Origin of the sequence: Candidatus Arsenophonus triatominarum (assembly GCF_001640365.1) — a bacterium.
In the GTDB taxonomy this organism is placed as follows: domain Bacteria; phylum Pseudomonadota; class Gammaproteobacteria; order Enterobacterales; family Enterobacteriaceae; genus Arsenophonus; species Arsenophonus triatominarum.
Window position 1 is genome coordinate 315,150 of record NZ_LWMI01000006.1, and the last position, 20,735, is coordinate 335,884.

Consider the following 20,735-nt stretch of genomic DNA (forward strand, 5'->3'; position numbering starts at 1 on the left):
ACGACCCTAGTTGTTAGGAGGAATGATGGCCTGGTTAATTTTATTAATAGCCGGTTTACTTGAAATCGTTTGGGCAATAGGATTGAAATATACCCAAGGATTTACCAGATTAACCCCCAGTATTATTACTTTAGTTGCCATGTTGTTAAGTGTAGTGTTATTAGCTTATGCAATAAAAACATTACCGACAGGTACTGCATATGCTGTTTGGACAGGTATTGGTGCAGTTGGCACGGCGATAATTGGGATTATTTTTCTTGGTGAATCAGCTAGTTTATTCCGCTTATTAAGCCTGGGGCTAATTTTTGCTGGGATTATTGGGCTAAAACTGGCACATTAATTTTAAAGTCATTTATTATAGTCAAATATTTATTTTGTCATGGCATATTTAATACCGTGCGTGGATATTTATTCATGCCCTGATTAATTTAGTACTGAATTCCTCTAATCATAATTAAAATTTGTATCGATAATAAGTGAGTTTATTTATATATTTTTTGCTAGTGGTGTGTTTTATGCAAAGAATCGACACGGCAAATTTGAAATATAATCAGAATAAAATAAATTAATAAACTATTTAGAAAATATTATTTATTTTATTACTGAATTTGGTAAATATTATTTTCATATCATAAAAAAGATAATATTATTCAATAATAAAAATCTTATTATAATCTTTTTAATACTAGCACGAGTTACGCACAAACCTAATTAGGGTACGCTAATAAAACACGGATGTGCTCAGTAATAGCATTTTTGATTACGTCCCAATTTTGTTGATAAAGGGTTATTTTTTCAGATATACGACGTTTATGTTGTTCAAACCACGCAGAAATAGCGAGAAAAATATGATTTCTTTGCGCTCGGCTCGTGCGAGCCTGACAGCGTTCAATACCACAATTTTGTTTAACTTCTCGATGATAAACTTCAACAGACCAACGAGCATCCATGATAGATTTGACGTATTGACGGGTGTGATTGTCTTTGTTTGTTACTCTGTAATAAATACGGCCGTTTTTGGCTGTAAATTTGAAAACTGTCACCCAACCGTAGCCTCGTAAGTGTATTGGAGTTCCTTCTTCTGAGATGTCTAACTTGTTCAGTAGTTTGTTATGGTTAACAATCCTGTTTTTCCTCAGCGTGGTTACCCAAACCCAACCATGAGAGCGAATTGATTTCAGATTATCCAGGCTAGAATACCAGGCATCCATCACTACCGCTTCTGGTATTTAGCAAGAGCGAGCATTTCGGAAAAGTGCGTGTTTTTTGTTTTTCCATCGGAATCTTTATCATAAATACGATAATCAATAGGAATTGATCCAACAGTTGTTAGATTATGACAACGTAAATTAACTAAACCTATGCCAGCAATGACATCATGTTCATTACCTGAATATTGATAATGGACCATCTCTATTTTTTTACTACGTGTTTTGGCAATCAATGTATCATCGGCAATTAGTACGCAAGGGCTTTTTTTGTCTATAGAAGGTTGAACTAATCGCCATAAGTCTTTAGGTCGAAAACATCTACTTTTTAGCCATCGGCTAACAGTGTCATGAGATAAAGGCGATGGGCTTACTTCTGATAACGCCAAACCAGAGTATCTAACACGAGTTTCGCACCAATAAAAAACGCTCTATTTTTAAGTTTAATTCAGCATAATATATAAATAGACAAAGTCTTATAAATTAAAAGCAACTTATTGTAATTTAAACAAATTTATACGTTTTAGTAACTTGCAAATTAACCATTGCTTTTAAGCCATTTCTGGAATTTTATATGCCTGTGCGAAACTCGTGTTAATGTCACCGATCATGCAAAACTGATCCACTTGTGGTATTATTCGTACATTTTTGTACGGGTAATTTATGTTAACCAAGGAGATATTTGTGGATATTCATGTTCGTTTTGCACAAGGACAAAGCATTAGAAAAATGGCCCGTGAACTGGGCATTTCCCGTAACACCGTAAAACATCATTTACAACAGCAGGAGATGCCAACTTATGCTAAAAGAAGTCAACAATCGAGTAAACTGGCACCCTTTAAACCTTATTTGCTTCAGCGAATTGAATTGGCTAAACCTGATTGGATCCCTGCAACAGTCCTATTTGATGAGGTAGTTGAAAGAGGCTATCAAGGCGGCGGTATTGCTCAGTTACGTCGATTTGTTTGTCAATTTAAACCAAGCATTGTTCCCAAACCTGTCGTCCGTTTTGAAACACAGCCAGGTGTAGTAGCTCAGACTTAATCTGACAGTTACCCGTTATTTATATAGCTAGGCGACTTAATTTTGATTACAAGGTGTGTTATGAGTTATACAATTGATTTTCGACGTAAAGTAATATCTGTAAGGAAAGCCGAAGGTTTAACAATTCGAGAAACTGCGAAACAATTCCGTATTGGAAAAGCGTCTTTAGTACGTTGGCTTAAACGACCAGAGCCAAAAAATTCAACGCCACGTAAGAGGAAGCTCGATAAAAATGCTTTAGCAAAAGATGTGGAACAGTATCCAGATGCTTACCAAAAGGAACGGGCAGAGCGATTCGGTGTTTGTAAAAAGACTATTTGGCAATCCCTTAAAAAGCTGGGATTAACCTATAAAAAAAACTCTATTCCATCCAAAAACCAACGAAAGCGACAGGCTGGCACATCAGCAAAAAAGACAACAGTATGAAAAAAAAGATAAATCTGTTGTTTTTATTGATGAAAGTGGTTTTTCACATGACACTCCACGAACTCACGGCTATTCCCCAAAAGGTCACCGTTGTTTTGGCCTGAAAAACTGGGGTGCTAAGGGAAGAACAAATGTTATTGGCGCTTTATTGGGAACAACCCTTTTTGCTATCGGATTATTTGATTGCAATATTAATCGTGATGTTTTTTATGTTTGGATCACAAAAATATTGCTCCCAGAACTTCCTGAAAATTCTGTTATTTTTATGGACAACGCTAGCTTTCACAAAGGTAAGAATATTGAACAGGCAATTATAAACGCAGGACACCAGATAGAATATTTGCCGGTGTATTCACCAGATTTAAATCCTATAGAACATAAATGGTCTCAAGCTAAACGTAAAAAGATGGAAACAGGATGCACTATCGATGACCTGTTTTTAATACATATGCTGTAATCAAAATTAAGTCGCCTAGCTATAATAAGCCCTTTTCGAGTGGTCTGTCTTTTCTTTCCCGAATACATTTTTTTTCGCCGACGCAGATTCTTAGGCTTTTGGACAGGTCGCTCTGTCCCATCAATAAAGACGTCTTTAACTCCAGGAAAGGCGCGAAAAAATTCCTCAGCAGAGCGAATTTGACGAGCGGGCAAAACACATTCTCGCCCCAAGGTCATCTCTAAAACCGGCAATAATATTTTTACCCAGCGACATACCCGTGTTCTATCTAAACCAAAAAGAAGTCCTTGCAAATCATAGGTCGGATAACATTTTAAATACAATAAAATAAAAAGTAGTTTATCTAATGGGGTTGGGATAAATCCTTTCTGCCCTGCACCCATCTGCCGCTCGTGATCTTTTCGATTCTTTTTCCGATAAATCAAATAACAAGCTGAAAATTCAGCGGCTAAATTTTTCAATTCTTCGACTGATAATCCAATGATTGCTTTACATAAACGATTATCTCGTAACAACCGCTCTTTGTTGATCATTTCAAACCGTTATTTTCTAAGTTAAACCTCTTTTTATTGTCTATAGCGTGACAAAAAATGCAAGTCTCTATTCAGCAACTATTTTAATGAACGACTTTACTGTAAGTATCAATGTAAGTTTGTTGATAAACACGACCAACGCCTTTTAAATGACCGACATAAAAAGTATCTTGTGAACCCAGATAACCTGGATGCGCTGTTTCAATCTCACCACAGGCTTCATCATCTTGCGCTTTCTTTTCTAGAGCACTGATTTGTGATTCTGACAGGATAATTCCTTCTGTTGCGATTTTATCTTCAAGCGCTTTTAGGCGTTTTGTAAAATTTTCGAGATTATGGCGCAGCCAAATAGAGCGAACGCCACTCCCCGAAACAAAAATGCCCTTTTTTTCTTAGTTCATTACTACTGCGGTGTTGACCGTGTGCAGGGTATTCAATCGCATACTCAACTACAGTGCTTTCAATCTGTTCATCTACTCTATTTTTTACGTTAGGCACCCGTCGATTTTGATTAATTAAAGCGTCTATCCCACCATCGTTAACAAGTTCCTGGTAGCGATAAAACGTATCTCGGGATACCCCCATAATCTTACAGGCTTTTGAGACGTTATTAAGCTCTTCAGTGAGGTTAAGTAACCCGACTTTATGTTTGATGATAGGATTATTTGTTTGATACATAGAATTACCTTTTATTTAATTATCTAATGATGTTAATTAAAACCGGTAACGCTCTTTTTTAAATCAGAATTGTCGGATTAAGTTAAGACTAATACAAAAGATTTAAATCAAATTTAACCTGACAGATACTGTATAAATAACCGGTAACTGTCAGATTAAGTCTGAGCTACTACAGGCCTGAAAAACCTGATTAATATAAATCACCATATCCACCAACTAGCTGATATTAGACAAATATTCTTCTCCATAGATAATTTAAATATGCCAAAATAGCTGTTAGATACTTTTTTTGATAAAAAGTGTGTTTGTATTTATATTTAAATAAATGTGATTTATTAGCTTTGACTTGAGGTTTTCCTATCCATGGGGAAGCATTTTTAGCATCGATGAAATATTTTGATGAAGGGTAATTTGTTGCCCATTCGTGCCAAGGTTTGGTAACTCCTATGTAATGAATAAAAACAACACTGTCATTTATTTTCTGAATTTTTTTTCTTAATCCGTAATCAATCTTACAAAAGGTGTTCCATTTTGAGTCGATAAAAATCGTCTTGTCAATCAAGATTAAATTCAAAGCATCTTGATCTAGATAAGGTAAAATTTTTTTTGATAACAATTCAATAGCTTTATTTGAAACATCTGATTTAAACCACTGAGAAGTGCTAATTAACATTAGTCCAGCGTTGAAATAATTTTCATTTAAACTATGTGTATCTGGTGACTTATTTCTTTTCTTTCTATCACTATCAGCTACAACAGCTGCAATTTGGTTGTTATTGAAATTAATTTTAGTTAGAGAAGTTATATTACCTTTACAGACAATATCAGCGTCTAGATAAAGTACTTTGTCAATTATTGAGGATAAATAATCGACAAGAATCAACCTAAAATAGGTAGCATATGACCAATTTGGGGTTGTTGGTAGCTTTTTCAGTTCTTCACACTCAAGAAGATAGATAGTTATTTTGGTGTTATATTTTTTTGCTAGCTGTGAAAATAGACTTTTTTGCTCTCCATCAAAAAAGTCAGTAAACACATGAAAATGAAGAACTATATCTTTGTTATGCATTAGTATCGAAGTGATAGAGACTCCAGCTCCAAATAGAAAGTTTTTGTCTACTCCATAAGCTATATTGAATACATTATCTGAATAACTTAATTTCTCATCAGCTAGATTAACGATCTTTGTTACTAATTTAGTAGCTTCAAACGCACTTTCTCTAATCATTGTTTACCCGTAAACAAACAGCCCCACTCCAAGGGCATCATATTAGCAGCGTTGTAAGAAGTTGTTAACCATTAATTGTTGGTTGCGTGTAAGTGGCTTTGTGTGAGATTGCGGTTTTGTTCTTGTGGTATTTTGCCAAAGATAGCACACGGGGGTGAAAAAATAATTTTAAATAACTTTATTTTTGTTAACTTATTGATATTATAATATTATTTTATATAAGCTTTCATTTATCTATCGTATGCATCGAGGTAAGCTGGAAATACACCGTAGCGGAGTAGATTGTGAAGGGCAAGGATAGATAAACCTATTTGATCCCAAACAGATAATAGTTTCACAATTTGCTTTAAAAGAGGTGATCATGGGTGAAAAAGGTTTTTTAGTTGTATTTTTAACACGAGTTTCGCACCAATAAAAAAACGCTCTATTTTTAAGTTTAATTCAGCATAATATATAAATGGACAAAAGTTTATAAATTAAAAGCAACTTATTGTAATTTAAACAAATTTATACGTTTTAGTAACTTGCAAATTAACTATTGCTTTTAAGCCATTTCTGGAATTTTATATTCCTATGCGAAACTTGTGTTGGAGTTCCTTCTTCTGAGATGTCTAATTTGTTCAGTTGTTTGTTATGGTTAACAATCCTGTTTTTCCTCAGCGTGGTTACCCAGACCCAACCATGAGAGCGAATTGATTTCAGATTATCCAGGCTAGAATACCAGGCATCCATCACTACCGCTTCTGGTATGATCCCTTTTTTTTAGCAAGAGTGAGCATTTCGGAAAAGTGCGTGTTTTTTGTTTTTCCATCAGAATCTTTATCATAAATACGATAATCAATAGGAATTGATTCAACAGTTGTTATAGCTAGGCGACTTAATTTTGATTACAAGGTGTGTTATGAGTTATACAATTGATTTTCGACGTAAAGTAATATCTGTAAGGAAAGCCGAAGGTTTAACAATTCGAGAAACTGCGAAACAATTCCGTATTGGAAAAGCGTCTTTAGTACGTTGGCTTAAACGACCAGAGCCAAAAAATTCAACGCCACGTAAGAGGAAGCTCGATAAAAATGCTTTAGCAAAAGATGTGGAACAGTATCCAGATGCTTACCAAAAGGAACGGGCAGAGCGATTCGGTGTTTGTAAAAAGACTATTTGGCAATCCCTTAAAAAGCTGGGATTAACCTATAAAAAAAACTCTATTCCATCCAAAAACCAACGAAAGCGACAGGCTGGCACATCAGCAAAAAAGACAACAGTATGAAAAAAAAGATAAATCTGTTGTTTTTATTGATGAAAGTGGTTTTTCACATGACACTCCACGAACTCACGGCTATTCCCCAAAAGGTCACCGTTGTTTTGGCCTGAAAAACTGGGGTGCTAAGGGAAGAACAAATGTTATAGCTAGGCGACTTAATTTTGATTACAGCATATGTATTAAAAACAGGTCATCGATAGTGCATCCTGTTTCCATCTTTTTACGTTTAGCTTGAGACCATTTATGTTCTATAGGATTTAAATCTGGTGAATACACAGGCAAATATTCTATCTGGTGTCCTGCGTTTATAATTGCCTGTTCAATATTCTTACCTTTGTGAAAGCTAGCGTTGTTCATAAAAATAACAGAATTTTCAGGAAGTTCTGGGAGCAATATTTTTGTGATCCAAACATAAAAAACATCACGGTTAATATTGCAATCAAATAATCCGATAGCAAAAAGGGTTGTTCCCAATAAAGCGCCAATAACATTTGTTCTTCCCTTAGCACCCCAGTTTTTCAGGCCAAAACAACGGTGACCTTTTGGGGAATAGCCGTGAGTTCGTGGAGTGTCATGTGAAAAACCACTTTCATCAATAAAAACAACAGATTTATCTTTTTTTTCATACTGTTGTCTTTTTTGCTGATGTGCCAGCCTGTCGCTTTCGTTGGTTTTTGGATGGAATAGAGTTTTTTTTATAGGTTAATCCCAGCTTTTTAAGGGATTGCCAAATAGTCTTTTTACAAACACCGAATCGCTCTGCCCGTTCCTTTTGGTAAGCATCTGGATACTGTTCCACATCTTTTGCTAAAGCATTTTTATCGAGCTTCCTCTTACGTGGCGTTGAATTTTTTGGCTCTGGTCGTTTAAGCCAACGTACTAAAGACGCTTTTCCAATACGGAATTGTTTCGCAGTTTCTCGAATTGTTAAACCTTCGGCTTTCCTTACAGATATTACTTTACGTCGAAAATCAATTGTATAACTCATAACACACCTTGTAATCAAAATTAAGTCGCCTAGCTATATTGGCGCTTTATTGGGAACAAGCCTTTTTGCTATCGGATTATTTGATTGCAATATTAATCGTGATGTTTTTTATGTTTGGATCACAAAAATATTGCTCCCAGAACTTCCTGAAAATTCTGTTATTTTTATGGACAACGCTAGCTTTCACAAAGGTAAGAATATTGAACAGGCAATTATAAACGCAGGACACCAGATAGAATATTTGCCTGTGTATTCACCAGATTTAAATCCTATAGAACATAAATGGTCTCAAGCTAAACGTAAAAAGATGGAAACAGGATGCACTATCGATGACCTGTTTTTAATACATATGCTGTAATCAAAATTAAGTCGCCTAGCTATAGATTATGCCAAAGTAAATTAACTAAACCTATGCCAGCAATAACATCATGTTCATTACCTGAATATTGATAATGGACCATCTCTATTTTTTTACTACGTGTTTTGGCAATCAATGTATCATCGGCAATTAGTACGCAAGGGCTTTTTTTGTCTATAGAAGGTTGAACTAATCGCCATAAGTCTTTAGCACGAGTTTCGCATAGGAATATAAAATTCCAGAAATGGCTTAAAAGCAATTGTTAATTTGCAAGTTACTAAAACGTATAAATTTGTTTAAATTACAATAAGTTGCTTTTAATTTATAAGCTTTTGTCCATTTATATATTATGCTGAATTAAACTTAAAAATAGAGCGTTTTTTTATTGGTGCGAAACTCGTGTTATAGATATTTTTAATGCATGGATAACCGGACAAAATATGAACACCCTAATTTTTTCTTGTTTTTAAATTTATACTTCTTTTTTGGAGATTGCGAAACTTGTGTTTAAGTTTGTCTCCGCGAGCATATCCAGATCTATTAAGGGAATAGCAACTAAAAATTTATTTAAGAAATCAATCGATATGAAACAGATAAATTGTTTTTTTCCTCACAAGTTTGAACAGCAAGGGAGCATTTTATTAATGGCAATAATAATGCTTATTTCTGTGAGTTTATTAATGTTAAAAGCGTTGCATCATCATCAGAATAATATATTGCAGATGTTGGAAAGTGAACGAAGTTATTGGCTTTTTTTTGAGCAAGCTGAGTCTGCATTGGCTTGGGGAAAATATCAACCTTGGATTATGACTAAGGAAAAAAATGCCACGTGGTCTTGTCAGCAATCGTTAGGCGCTAATTTTAAAAGTTGTTTGCGTTACTATAAAAATGATTATTATCTATTAGCCGGCCATGCTTATTTTTGAGGGTAAAGCTATATTTACACTTTATCAATGGCTCAAGAAAGATAAAAATGCCATATCTGGTTTTGTTCCTTTAAAACAGGGGTGGTTGGATTTTTGTCCAGTTAAAAGAGCGGAATTTTGTCAATGACACGAGTTTCGCACAGACATATAAAGTTCTAAAAATAGCTAAAATAATGTTTTATCCGCAAGATACTAAATAATATAAAATATATATTTGTTTCAATAAGTTATATTTGAATTAGCAATTTTTGCGAATTATATATTATGTTGAATTGAACTTATAAATAACTTGTTTATTTGTCGGTGCGAAACTCGTGAATGAAACATTCTAAACCTAACAGGCAATCTGGAATGGCAATAACCGAAATTATGGTAGCTATAGCGTTATTTGCTATTTCAGCTATCGCATTAAATAAAATATGTTCATAATCTAATGGCTGGATTTTCTCTCGCATGGCAAAAAACACAGTAATTTCGCATGATGCACACTTTTTTTGAAAGTGGAGAAGCGATGCTAGACATTGACTCTATTAGTACCGATATAACAAATGATATGCCTAGAAATATTGATTTATCATATCGTTACGTGAACATTACAGATAATTGTAAGCAGATATTAGTTACATTTAAGATGCCTTATAACCAATTGACTGCTACATCAAAGTGGTACTGTTCGTCAGGAAGAGCTTATGCTACAAATTTATCATTCTAATCAATTAGATATTCACAAAGAGCTTATTTCTAGTTTGATCAAAAATAATCCTTTGACCCAACCGTTTGAGCAAGAAATTATTTTGGTTCAAAGTCCAGGTATGTCGCAATGGCTACAAATAGAGCTTGCGCAAAGCTTGGGAATTGCCGCTAACATTTCTTTCCCGCTACCGGCAACTTTTATTTGGGACATGTTTACTCGGGTTTTATCTGATATCCCACCAGAGAGTGCTTTTACCAAAAAGGCAATGACTTGGAAATTAATGACAATTTTACCTTCCTTGCTACAAAAACCTGAATTCAAACCTCTTAGACAATATCTTAATGAGGATATGGATAAACGTAAGTTGTATCAGTTATCAGCTCGGATTGCGGATCTGTTTGACCAATATTTAGTTTACCGTCCCCAATGGTTAGAAAGCTGGCGTAAAAAACAACTAATTGAGGGATTAAGTGATAATCAGCAATGGCAAAAACGTCTTTGGTTAGCGTTGACAGAGTATACGGAAAAGCTTAATCAATCTAAATGGCATCGGGCAAATCTCTATAAGCAATTTATACAAAGTTTGCATGCTAATCTACCTTCACATATTAGGTTGCCGAAACGTGTATTTATCTGTGGTATCGCCGCATTACCTCCGGTTTATTTGCAGGCATTAAATGCCCTTGGCCAGCATATAGATATTCATTTAATGTTTACTAATCCATGTCGTTATTATTGGGGAGATATTCAGAGCTATGCTTCTTTGGCAAAACTTGAACGACGCAAGTTAAAAAATTATCGAAATAACCATGAAATTTCGCGTTTCAAGGGAGAAAGTTCACCTGATACGTTATTTAATCAACAAGGTGAACAATTTCTGACTAATCCGCTATTAGCTTCTTGGGGTAAATTAGGCCGTGACAACCTCTATTTTCTGTCTCAGTTGGAGCTATCTAATGAAGTTGCTGCCTTTGTAGATTTACCACGTGATTGTTTGTTGCACCAGGTTCAGCGAGATATTTTAGATTTAGAAGATCATGAGCAACTTGGTTTAACCGAAGCGAGTTATAATAATAGTCTTTCAAAAAGACAATTAAGCAAACAAGATAAATCATTGACATTTCATTCATGCCATAGCCCACAACGTGAAATTGAAATATTGCAAGATTATTTATTGCGTCTCTTTGAAGACGATCCAAATCTAACACCCAAAGATATAATTGTAATGGTGGCAGATATCGATAGTTACGCACCTTATATCCAAGCGGTGTTTAGTCATGTGTCCCCTGAACGTCGGTTACCTTTTTCTATTTCAGATAGAAAAGCCAGGCAGGTACATCCTATTTTGCAAGCTTTTATTTCGTTACTTGATTTACCCCAAAGTCGTTTTACGACAGAACAAGTATTAGCTTTATTAGAAGTGCCTGCACTGGCTCGTCGATTTTCTATTTACGATGATGAATTACTTTTATTGCGACGATGGATTAACGAATCAGGTATCCGTTGGGGCTTGATGATGAAAACATTGCAATGCTGGAATTACCAGCAACAGGGCAAAATACCTGGGCTTTTGGTTTAAATAGAATGTTGCTTGGTTATGCGATGGATAGTCATGTAGGGACTTGGAATAAAATTTTACCTTATGATGAATGTACAGGGTTATCCGCTAAATTAGCAGGGCAGCTTGCCACATTTATTGATTCGTTGGCTAGTTGGAGAAGTAAACTTAATCAGGAAAGGAAATTGTCAGAATGGTTGCCATTATGTCAATGCCTGTTAGATGCTTTTTTTGAGACTGATGAACAAATTGAAGCGATATTCATATTTATGCTCCAGCAATGGCAAAAAACGATTGAGACTGGAATAGTGGCAAAATATGAAGAAATAGTTCCTCTATCGCTTATTCGTGATGAATTAGCAACCTGTTTTGATGATGAAAAGATCAGTCAACGTTTTCTTGCAGGGGCAATTAATTTTTGTACTCTAATGCCTATGCGTTCTATTCCTTTTAAGGTTGTGTGTTTATTAGGTATGAACGACAGGATATATCCACGCTCAATACCGCCACTGGGTTTTGATTTAATGGCTGAGCAGCCACAAAGGGGTGATAGAAAGCGTCGAGATGATGATCGCTATTTATTTTTGGAAGCTTTAAATTCCGCTTCTCAACTATTTTATGTTAGCTATATTGGGCATGCTATACGTGACAATCAAGCACATAATCCCTCGGTGTTAGTAAATGAATTACTTGATTATATTAGCCAAAGTTTTTGTTTAGAGGGTGATGAACATTTAAATATTGATCTTAGTGCTGATAGAGTAAAAGAACATTTAGTGACTAAACATACGCGAGTACCTTTTGCGACAGAGAATTATTTGCCTAATAGCATTCATCAGAGTTATGCCAGTGAATGGTTATCAGCAGCCAGAAAACAAGGTAATCCACGGCCTGAATTCTGTACTCCGTTAACGCCAATGATAGAACATGGCAATGAAATATTATTAGAGCAGTTACTCTCTTTTTATCGACACCCGATCCGTGCTTTTTTTCAACAAAGGTTAAAAGTTAATTTTTTTAATGAAGAAGTACAATTACCGGAGAATGAACCTTTTATTGTAAATAATTTACAACGATATAAATATAATGAACGCTTACTTGAGGCGATGATTTATGAAGAGTCACTGGAGGAGCTGTTAACGACTTTGCGCGCAACGGGTGGATTACCGGCGGAACATTTTGGTCAAATTTATTGGGAAAAACAGATCCAAGATATGCAGCCATTAGCTGATAAAGTAAAGATAAATTGTCATGAATATTTTAATAAACTATTCGTCGAACCCTTTGAGAATATTCGTTTGGCTGGACAATTACGAAATATTCAGCAAAATGGTATTATTCGTTATCGTCCTGCAAATTTAACGATTAATGATGGTTTATCTCTATGGATAGAACATTTAATTTTTTGTTTAACTGTTAGATCTGGTGAAAGTTACTATTGGGGAAGAGATAATAGTGAATGGTGTTTTGAGTCAGTGGACAAATATCAGGCGAAAGTATATTTACAACAGCTTATTAATGGTTATCAAGAGGGGATGAATTCGCCATTACCACTTTTTAATAAAAGTGGCTGGAATTGGTTAATGTCATGCTATAACAAAAAAAGTGAACAATTTGATTTTGAGTCTGAGGCTGTTTTGCAAAAAGCAAAAATGCAGCTTATCCACTCCTTACAAGGTACCTATAATCAGCCAGGTGAAATGGAAGATAGCTATATTGGTCGTGCTTTCAGTAAAATAGATAGTAATTTGCTTGAAACAATACAAAAAAAGGCACGTACTTATTTATTGCCAATGGCAATCTATAGAAAAAATAAAAAGAGGATGTAACTAAGATGCTTAAAGTAACAAGGGTTGTTATGAAAAACATGATAGTCGTGCTCTTATTACTATTTGGTACGGTAAAGCTTTGCTAAGCAGAATTGGCAAGTTTTGCTGATAGGATAAACAAAAGTGAAAAAGATACTCGAGGGTATCAGGCGATAAAACTTTCTAATGATATGATTGTATTGCTAATATCTGATTCTAAAGCCAGTAAATCATTAGCTGCGGTTACCTTACCAGTTGGCACAATGGAAAGTCCTGATCAACAACTTGGTCTGGCGCATTACCTTGAACACATGGTATTGATGGGCTCTAAACGCTATCCTGAGTCAAGTGAAATACCAGAATTTTTGCAAAAACATGGTGGCAATCATAATGCTAGTACGGCTTCTAATCTTACTGCTTACTATTTAGAAGTTGAAAATGGTGCTTTAAAAGCAGCCACAGATCACTTGGCAAGTGCATTAGCCGAGCCATTACTTGATCCTAAAAACGCCGATCGAGAACGTAATGCAGTCAATGCAGAATTAGCAATGGCACGTGCTCGCGATGAAATGCGATTATGGCAAGTGCGTTCTGAAACACTTAATCCGGCTCATCCTAATTCACGTTTTTCTGGTGGAAATTTAGAAACCTTAAGCGATAAACCTGGTAGCCATTTACAGACTGAGCTCAAGAATTTTTATTATCGCTATTACTCAGCTAATTTAATGAAAGGTATTTTGTATGGCAATGACTCATTGAGTCAATTAGCTAAAATTGCAGCTGAAACTTTTGGTCGTATTCCAAATCGAAAGGCTATTGTTTCGGAGATAACGGTACCCGCTATAACCGATAAAGAAAAAGGAATAATAATTCATTATGTGCCAGCACAACCTAAAAAAGTTTTGCAACTTGAATTTAGTATTGCAAATAATTTAACAGAATTTCGCAGTAAGTCAGATGAATATATTGGCTATTTGATAGGAAATCGAAGTCAAAATACCCTTGCTGATTGGTTATTAAAGAATGGTCTTGCTGAAGAGATTAATGTTGAGTTGTACCAGATGTTGATCGTAATAATGGCATTTTTTCAATAAACGTTTTATTAACGGATAAGGGATTGGGAAATAGAGATAAGATTATTGCGGCAATATTTTCCTATATTGATTTATTAAAAGAAGCAAGGTATTAAGAGTGGTTATTTTAACAAGATCGCAAATGTTCTAAAGCTTTCATTTCAACATAATTCTATTGTTCGTGATATGAATTATATTCAGCAACTATCTAATCAAATGTTGAATATCCCAATTGCGCATGTGCTTGATGTTAATTACATTGCTGATCGTTTTGATCCTAAAGCAATAAGCAGCCGTTTAGCAGAATTAACTCCCTATAATGCCAGAATTTGGTTTATCGCACCGAATGAACCACATAATAAAGAAGCCTATTTTCTCAATGCTCCTTATCAAGTTGATAAAATTAACACCCAACAATATCAACGACGGTCTGAATTAAATCCTTATATTGCTGATGATTTTTCTTTAATTAAAAGTTCTCGTCATTATCAGCATCCAGAATTGGTATATGAGCGAGGAAATGTGCGGGTAGTCTATATGTCAAGTCAATATTTTGCTGATGAGCCTAAAGGGGGAATTGCTTTAGACTTACGTAATGAGCAGAGTAATAAAACGGTAAAATCTCAAGTTAGTAGCGCGTTATTAGAATACCTGGCCTCTTTAAAATTATCTCCATTAAGTTACCAAGCTTCTGTCGCCGGAATGGAACTGGTTGTGTCTTCAAATTTAGGCCTGCAATTGAAAACTAGTGGTTATACTCAACATCTAGCGGAATTGACGACAAAAATGGTTAAGGAATTTCTTACCTTCACAATTTCTGCCGACGAAGTTACACAAGCAAAATCATGGTATAGGGAACAGCTTGAAGTTAGCAATAATCTTAAAGCCTTTGAGTTGGCAATGCAGCCAAAACAGCGTTTAGAAAAAGTACCTTATTTCGAGCAAGAACAGCGCTTAAAGGCCCTGGAAACGCTCACAGCAAATGACATCCTAAAGTACCGCCAAGAGACTATTGACAATGCTGCTTTACAAGCAATTGTATTCGGCAATCTAACACAAAAGCAAGGAATTGATATTATTGAATCTATTTCTCATTTGTTGAATAATAAAGGTAAAAATTGGTGGAGAGGGGATATTATCGTTGTTTATAAACAGCATAAACACGAGTTTCGCACAGGCATATAAAATTCCAGAAATGGCTTAAAAGCAATGGTTATAGCTAGGCGACTTAATTTTGATTACAAGGTGTGTTATGAGTTATACAATTGATTTTCGACGTAAAGTAATATCTGTAAGGAAAGCCGAAGGTTTAACAATTCGAGAAACTGCGAAACAATTCCGTATTGGAAAAGCGTCTTTAGTACGTTGGCTTAAACAACCAGAGCCAAAAAATTCAACGCCACGTAAGAGGAAGCTAGATAAAAATGCTTTAGCAAAAGATGTGGAACAGTATCCAGATGCTTACCAAAAGGAACGGGCAGAGCGATTCGGTGTTTGTAAAAAGACTATTTGGCAATCCCTTAAAAAGCTGGGATTAACCTATAAAAAAAACTCTATTCCATCCAAAAACCAATGAAAGCGACAGGCTGGCACATCAGCAAAAAAGACAACAGTATGAAAAAAAAGATAAATCTGTTGTTTTTATTGATGAAAGTGGTTTTTCACATGACACTCCACGAACTCACGGCTATTCCCCAAAAGGTCACCGTTGTTTTGGCCTGAAAAACTGGGGTGCTAAGGGAAGAACAAATGTTATTGGCGCTTTATTGGGAACAACCCTTTTTGCTATCGGATTATTTGATTGCAATATTAATCGTGATGTTTTTTATGTTTGGATCACAAAAATATTGCTCCCAGAACTTCCTGAAAATTCTGTTATTTTTATGGACAACGCTAGCTTTCACAAAGGTAAGAATATTGAACAGGCAATTATAAACGCAGGACACCAGATAGAATATTTGCCTGTGTATTCACCAGATTTAAATCCTATAGAACATAAATGGTCTCAAGCTAAACGTAAAAAGATGGAAACAGGATGCACTATCGATGACCTGTTTTTAATACATATGCTGTAATCAAAATTAAGTCGCCTAGCTATAATTTGCAAGTTACTAAAACGTATAAATTTGTTTAAATTACAATAAGTTTTTTTTTATTTATAAGATTTTGTTTATTTATATATTATGCTGAATTAAACTTAAAAATAGAGCGTTTTTTTATTGGTGCGAAACGCGTAATAAAGTAAATTTCCAACATCAGGCAAATAGTACAGATAATGCGCTAGCAGAAATGTTTATTCCGACAGGATATGATGGTTATAGTGGATTTGTCTTATCAAATATTTTGGCCAATATTTTACATCCTTGGTTTTTTGAGCAACTTAGGACGCAAGAACAATTAGGCTATGCTGTTTTTGCCTTTACTACTAGCCTTGGTGAGCAATGGGGATTAGATTTTTTATTGCAAAGTAATAATAAAACCCCTGCGTATTTGAATACACGCTATCAAAATTTTTATCAATTGGCCTTTAAAAAATTAAATGCAATGCCAAAAAAAGAATTTGAGCAATATAAAAAGGCACTATTAACGGAAATGGAACAGCCTCCACAAACTTTTTATGAAGAGATAGATCGTTTTCTACCAGATTTTGCCAGGAATAATTTTGCTTTTGATAGTAGAAAAAAATTAATCAAAGTATTGAAAACGGTTACACAGCAAGATCTATTAACTTTTTATAGTAATGCCGTTTTGCAACAAACAGGTTTAGCTTTTGTTTCACAAATTATTGCCAAAGAGGTTAATAAAGAAGGCTGTGCTCAATTGAAAGATTGGATAACTTATCCGACTGCGTCTGAATTACAAAAGATTTTGCCAATTGAGGTAGATGCTAAGTGAGTAATCGGCGAATACAGGCTTATCAACTGGATCCTTATTGTTTGCCTCTCTATGGCCAGCGATTGATAGAAGCTTCAGCAGGAACAGGAAAAACCTACACGATAGCGTTACTCTATTTGCGATTGTTATTAGGTGTTGGGCAAAAAAATGCATTTTCTCGCCCATTAAGTGTTGAAGAGATTTTAGTAGTCACTTTTACTGAAGCGGCAACCGATGAGCTACGATCACGTATTCGCCACAATATTCATCAGATGAGAATGGCTTGTATTAGAGATGGTATTGGTTTTGATGAAAATTCAATATTTCGAATCTTACTATTTTTTATTGCAGATAAAAACGTAGCTGCTCAATGGTTACTTGCTGCTGAACGTCAAATGGATGAGGCGGCAATTTATACTATCCATGGATTCTGTCAACGCATGTTGGTGCATAATGCTTTTGAGTCAGGCATGCTATTTGATCAATCAATAATAAAAGATGAACATACCATACAAAAACAGGCTTGTGCTGATTTTTGGCGCTGCAACTGTTATCCACTGAATTATTCTATATCAAAAGTTATTGTTGATGAATGGAGTGATCCAGAGGCACTTTTAGCCGAAATAAAGCCTTATTTACAAGGTGATATTCCGACTTTTGTTAACCAATCCATTGAAGCTCAATCAATAAAACAGCGTCATCAGACCCTAATTGACACGATAAAAAAAGTAAAAGCGTTGTGGCTTTTAAATTCAGCAAATTTCATTGATTTAATTACTGATTCCGCTATTAATAAACGTAGTTATAGTCGCCGTAATTTACAGGGTTGGGTAGCCGCGGTCACAAGTTGGGCTCAATCAGCAACAGTCGATTATAAAACACCTAAAGAACTAGCTCGTTTTTGCCAATCTGAACTGATAGATAAAACACCGACAGGTCAAGTGCCTGAACACGAGGTTTTTCTTGCTATTGATAATTTGATGCACCAATCACTTACATTACGCGATATTATTATTTCAAAAGCGATTATTGACGTTCGTCGAACAATTGTTAAGGAGAAAAGACGACGTGGAGAAATTGGATTTGATGATTTATTAAGTCATTTAGATCAGGCACTACATGCAGAAGGTGGCGAGCGATTATCTAACACGATCCGTAATCGTTACCCTGTTGTTATGGTTGATGAGTTTCAAGATACTGATCCTCAACAATATCGAATTTTTCAACGTATTTATCAGGGGCATAATCATTGTGGTTTGTTATTTATCGGCGATCCTAAACAAGCTATTTATGCCTTCCGTGGGGCGGATATTTTTACTTATCTTAAAGCTAAAGATCAGATTGAATCACACTATACTCTTGATACTAATTGGCGCTCTTCACCAAGTATGGTAGCGGCTATTAATCAATTATTCAGTCGGGCAACAAAACCGTTTTTATTTGAGCAAATACCTTTTAACACAGTTGATTCAGCCTCTTCAAATCAGCATTTAGCATTTATTCATAAAACAGCAAAATTACCAGCTTTAAATTTTTGTTATTTAGATAAAAAAACGGTTTCAACCTTGGACTATCAACAAACGATGGCCTACCAATGTGCTAGTCAGATTTGTGATTGGCTTAAAGGGGGCGAGAATGGAACAACCTGGCTGTATCGAAATGATGTAAAACAGCCGGTAACAGCTGCGGATATTATGGTGTTAGTCAGAAGTCGTCGCGAAGCAGTAATGATACGAGAAGCATTAAGTAAATTTAATATTTCGTCAGTTTTTCTTTCTAATCAAGAAAGCGTTTTTGCTACTGATGAAGCGCGCGATCTATTATGGTTATTACAAGCCGTGCTCTCACCTGAAAAGGAGCGTACGCTGCGTTGTGCATTAGCTACTCGTTTAATCGGGCTAAGTGCACAAGATATTGAGCAATTAAATCAAGATGAAAATCAGTGGGAGATACGGGTTGAAGAGTTTGCCAATTATTTATCGATTTGGCAGCGATATGGTATTTTGCCAGCATTACGAGCTATTATGGTTAACCATCGAATTGCTGAAAATCTATTGATGGATAATATAGATGGCGAAAGGCGCTTGATGGATGTGATGCATCTGAGTGAATTGTTGCAAGAAGCTGAATTACAGCTTGAAAGTGAGCATGCTTTAGTTCGCTGGTTAGCTCAGCAGATCGATCACCCCGATCCGTTAGTAGAAAATCAGCAAATACGTCTAGAGAGTGATAGTCACTTGGTGAGTATTAGTACGATCCATAAATCTAAAGGTTTAGAATTCCCGATTGTTTGGTTACCTTTTGCCTGTCAATTCTCGCAGCAAAAATTGGCCACGTTCCATGATCGTGATAATTTTCAAACTTGCCTTGATCTGACCCAACAAAAAGAGAGCATCAGGCTGGCTAATGAAGAGCGTTTAGCCGAAGATTTGCGGCTGTTATATGTTGCACTAACGCGCTCAAAATATCATTGTAGTGTTGGTATTGCACCTTTAATAAAAGGTCGTCCTAGTGGGGAAAATGGTGATACGGATTTGCATCAAAGCGCATTAGGTTACTTATTGCAAAATGGACAACCAGGTAATGCGACTTTATTGCGTGATGCTCTAGGTGCATTAGCGAGTGAAAATATTAGTATCACACCCGTTAGTGATATTAACTTATCGCCTTGGTACCCGAAAGAAAATACACCCGTGAAGTTATTGGCTCGAAATTTTACAGGACAGATCCAAAATACCTGGCGGGTTACGAGCTATTCAGGATTAACCTATCATGATATGTATTCTGATAAATTTACTGCTAGTGATATAAATATTGAGATTGCTATACAAGATTTGGCACCTAAAATGGACGTTGATGCGCAAGGTGACAGCTCATTGGTTCAAGGTGAAATAGCAGAGTGGAGTGTTCATACCTTTCCTAAGGGGGCCACAGCAGGAACTTTTTTGCATTCCCTGTTGGAATTATCGCCATTTAATCAACATCCACAAGAGTCTTGGTTAACTGAAAAATTAGAACAAGCCGGTTTTTCTGCTGATTGGGCACCGGTGCTTAAAATGTGGCTAATAAATATTTTTGACACTCCTTTACTTAGCGATAGCCTCAGCTTGTCAAAGATCACGCCTGAGAATCAATTAAATGAAATGCAATTTCATTTACCGATAGAAAAATTGTTATTGCCATCTGCATTAGATAGGCTAACCCATCAATATGATGTTTTATCTCAACGTTGCCCACCGCTTAGTTTTGAGCCAGTAACGGGCGTTTTAAAAGGTTATATTGATTTAGTTTTTTGCTGGCAAGACAAATTTTATCTGCTTGATTATAAATCAAATTGGTTAGGGGAAAATGGTCTGGCATATAGCCAGGAGGCCATACAGAATGCTATGATTGACCATAGATATGATTTACAGTATCAGCTTTATACATTAGCTATGCATCGTTATTTACGGAATCGTTTACCTAATTATGATTATCAAAAACATTTTGGTGGTGTTATCTACCTTTTTTTGCGTGGATTTGATGATAAAAACTCTGGTTATGGTATTTATCATACTATTCCTACTTATGCGCTTATTAATAGCCTGGATGAGTTATTTAATGCAACTAATTGAGGTGAGC

At 35.5% G+C, this 20,735-nt stretch carries 20 protein-coding genes and 5 pseudogenes; 17 read left to right on the plus strand and 8 right to left on the minus strand.

Annotated features, from left to right (window positions below; translation table 11 throughout):
- Window positions 1-25 precede the first annotated feature (25 nt).
- Entirely contained in the window at window positions 26-340 is a 315-nt protein-coding gene (gene sugE / locus AYJ55_RS04470; protein ID WP_063654500.1) for a quaternary ammonium compound efflux SMR transporter SugE, read from the plus strand.
- Between the two features lie 367 nt (window positions 341-707).
- Here the strand turns inward: sugE and AYJ55_RS35550 are convergent.
- Window positions 708-1,612, minus strand: a pseudogene (locus AYJ55_RS35550) (IS701 family transposase); the annotation flags it as partial.
- 259 nt (window positions 1,613-1,871) lie between these two features.
- Here AYJ55_RS35550 and AYJ55_RS04480 point away from each other — a divergent pair.
- Genes AYJ55_RS04480 through AYJ55_RS24955 form a run of 3 tightly spaced genes read left to right on the plus strand, consistent with a single transcriptional unit; the run spans window position 1,872 to window position 3,135 of the window.
- On the plus strand, window positions 1,872-2,252 hold the full coding sequence (locus tag AYJ55_RS04480) for an NUMOD1 domain-containing DNA-binding protein (RefSeq protein WP_063654502.1): 381 nt from the start codon (window positions 1,872-1,874) through the stop codon (window positions 2,250-2,252).
- A 60-nt stretch (window positions 2,253-2,312) separates the two neighbouring features.
- Window positions 2,313-2,678 carry an IS630 transposase-related protein gene (locus AYJ55_RS04485; protein ID WP_063653415.1) on the plus strand — a complete coding sequence of 122 codons (366 nt, stop codon included), beginning with the start codon at window positions 2,313-2,315 and terminating at the stop codon, window positions 2,676-2,678.
- Window positions 2,647-3,135: an IS630 family transposase gene (locus AYJ55_RS24955; protein WP_063653499.1), complete on the plus strand. Its 489-nt coding sequence runs from the start codon at window positions 2,647-2,649 to the stop codon at window positions 3,133-3,135. The genes AYJ55_RS04485 and AYJ55_RS24955 overlap by 32 nt, the downstream gene beginning before the upstream one ends.
- Here AYJ55_RS24955 and AYJ55_RS04490 read toward each other — a convergent pair.
- The 4 genes and pseudogenes from AYJ55_RS04490 to AYJ55_RS35555 all read right to left on the minus strand — a co-directional run.
- Window positions 3,066-3,668: a transposase family protein gene (locus AYJ55_RS04490; protein WP_063654504.1), complete on the minus strand. Its 603-nt coding sequence runs from the start codon at window positions 3,666-3,668 to the stop codon at window positions 3,066-3,068. The two genes, AYJ55_RS24955 and AYJ55_RS04490, sit on opposite strands and share 70 nt — an antisense overlap.
- 92 nt (window positions 3,669-3,760) lie before the next feature.
- Window positions 3,761-4,346 (minus strand): annotated as a pseudogene (locus AYJ55_RS24960) (helix-turn-helix domain-containing protein); the annotation flags it as partial.
- 226 nt (window positions 4,347-4,572) lie between these two features.
- Window positions 4,573-5,574, minus strand: coding sequence for a glycosyltransferase (locus tag AYJ55_RS04500; protein ID WP_063654509.1), 1,002 nt, complete (start codon window positions 5,572-5,574; stop codon window positions 4,573-4,575).
- A 588-nt stretch (window positions 5,575-6,162) separates the two neighbouring features.
- Window positions 6,163-6,440, minus strand: a pseudogene (locus AYJ55_RS35555) (transposase); the annotation flags it as partial.
- A 35-nt stretch (window positions 6,441-6,475) separates the two neighbouring features.
- Here AYJ55_RS35555 and AYJ55_RS04510 point away from each other — a divergent pair.
- Both AYJ55_RS04510 and AYJ55_RS35560 read left to right on the plus strand, forming a co-directional pair.
- A complete protein-coding gene (locus tag AYJ55_RS04510) occupies window positions 6,476-6,841 on the plus strand; it encodes an IS630 transposase-related protein (RefSeq protein ID WP_063653415.1) in 366 nt (121 codons plus the stop codon).
- Between the two features lie 25 nt (window positions 6,842-6,866).
- Window positions 6,867-7,070: a hypothetical protein gene (locus AYJ55_RS35560; RefSeq protein WP_425393775.1), complete on the plus strand. Its 204-nt coding sequence runs from the start codon at window positions 6,867-6,869 to the stop codon at window positions 7,068-7,070.
- Here AYJ55_RS35560 and AYJ55_RS04515 read toward each other — a convergent pair.
- The gene (locus tag AYJ55_RS04515) at window positions 7,001-7,534 is read right to left on the minus strand and encodes an IS630 family transposase (protein ID WP_342668139.1); all 534 of its coding nucleotides are present in this window, start codon (window positions 7,532-7,534) and stop codon (window positions 7,001-7,003) included. The two genes, AYJ55_RS35560 and AYJ55_RS04515, sit on opposite strands and share 70 nt — an antisense overlap.
- Entirely contained in the window at window positions 7,458-7,823 is a 366-nt protein-coding gene (locus AYJ55_RS04520) for an IS630 transposase-related protein (RefSeq protein WP_063653415.1), read from the minus strand. The genes AYJ55_RS04515 and AYJ55_RS04520 overlap by 77 nt, the downstream gene beginning before the upstream one ends.
- A 49-nt stretch (window positions 7,824-7,872) precedes the next feature.
- On the opposite strand from AYJ55_RS04520, the gene AYJ55_RS04525 reads away from it, so the two are divergent.
- A complete protein-coding gene (locus AYJ55_RS04525; RefSeq protein WP_187153169.1) occupies window positions 7,873-8,181 on the plus strand; it encodes a transposase in 309 nt (102 codons plus the stop codon).
- A 22-nt stretch (window positions 8,182-8,203) separates the two neighbouring features.
- Here AYJ55_RS04525 and AYJ55_RS28065 read toward each other — a convergent pair.
- Window positions 8,204-8,395, minus strand: a pseudogene (locus AYJ55_RS28065) (IS701 family transposase); the annotation flags it as partial.
- Window positions 8,396-8,765: 370 nt separating this feature from the next.
- On the opposite strand from AYJ55_RS28065, the gene AYJ55_RS32650 reads away from it, so the two are divergent.
- The 10 genes and pseudogenes from AYJ55_RS32650 (at window position 8,766) to recB (ending at window position 20,728) form a co-directional block, all read left to right on the plus strand.
- Window positions 8,766-9,107, plus strand: a complete 342-nt coding sequence (locus AYJ55_RS32650) for a DUF2509 family protein (protein WP_162505306.1) — start codon at window positions 8,766-8,768, stop codon at window positions 9,105-9,107.
- Window positions 9,094-9,234: a DUF2509 family protein gene (locus tag AYJ55_RS35565; RefSeq protein WP_162505307.1), complete on the plus strand. Its 141-nt coding sequence runs from the start codon at window positions 9,094-9,096 to the stop codon at window positions 9,232-9,234. The genes AYJ55_RS32650 and AYJ55_RS35565 overlap by 14 nt, the downstream gene beginning before the upstream one ends.
- A gap of 191 nt (window positions 9,235-9,425) precedes the next feature.
- Window positions 9,426-9,536 (plus strand): prepilin-type N-terminal cleavage/methylation domain-containing protein, encoded by a 111-nt coding sequence (locus AYJ55_RS35570; protein WP_162505308.1) that lies wholly within the window; start codon window positions 9,426-9,428, stop codon window positions 9,534-9,536.
- 260 nt (window positions 9,537-9,796) lie between these two features.
- Window positions 9,797-13,188: pseudogene (recC, locus tag AYJ55_RS04535) on the plus strand (exodeoxyribonuclease V subunit gamma).
- A gap of 92 nt (window positions 13,189-13,280) precedes the next feature.
- On the plus strand, window positions 13,281-14,261 hold the full coding sequence (locus tag AYJ55_RS35575; protein WP_063654515.1) for an insulinase family protein: 981 nt from the start codon (window positions 13,281-13,283) through the stop codon (window positions 14,259-14,261).
- A 165-nt stretch (window positions 14,262-14,426) separates the two neighbouring features.
- Window positions 14,427-15,425: a hypothetical protein gene (locus AYJ55_RS35580; RefSeq protein ID WP_063654517.1), complete on the plus strand. Its 999-nt coding sequence runs from the start codon at window positions 14,427-14,429 to the stop codon at window positions 15,423-15,425.
- Window positions 15,426-15,492: 67 nt separating this feature from the next.
- Window positions 15,493-15,816, plus strand: coding sequence for an IS630 transposase-related protein (locus AYJ55_RS04550; RefSeq protein ID WP_063654519.1), 324 nt, complete (start codon window positions 15,493-15,495; stop codon window positions 15,814-15,816).
- A 10-nt stretch (window positions 15,817-15,826) separates the two neighbouring features.
- Window positions 15,827-16,315 (plus strand): IS630 family transposase, encoded by a 489-nt coding sequence (locus AYJ55_RS04555; protein ID WP_063653499.1) that lies wholly within the window; start codon window positions 15,827-15,829, stop codon window positions 16,313-16,315.
- 214 nt (window positions 16,316-16,529) lie between these two features.
- Window positions 16,530-17,135: an insulinase family protein gene (locus tag AYJ55_RS04560; RefSeq protein WP_063654521.1), complete on the plus strand. Its 606-nt coding sequence runs from the start codon at window positions 16,530-16,532 to the stop codon at window positions 17,133-17,135.
- The gene (gene recB, locus AYJ55_RS04565; RefSeq protein WP_063654523.1) at window positions 17,132-20,728 is read left to right on the plus strand and encodes an exodeoxyribonuclease V subunit beta; all 3,597 of its coding nucleotides are present in this window, start codon (window positions 17,132-17,134) and stop codon (window positions 20,726-20,728) included. The genes AYJ55_RS04560 and recB overlap by 4 nt, the downstream gene beginning before the upstream one ends.
- Window positions 20,729-20,735 lie beyond the last annotated feature (7 nt).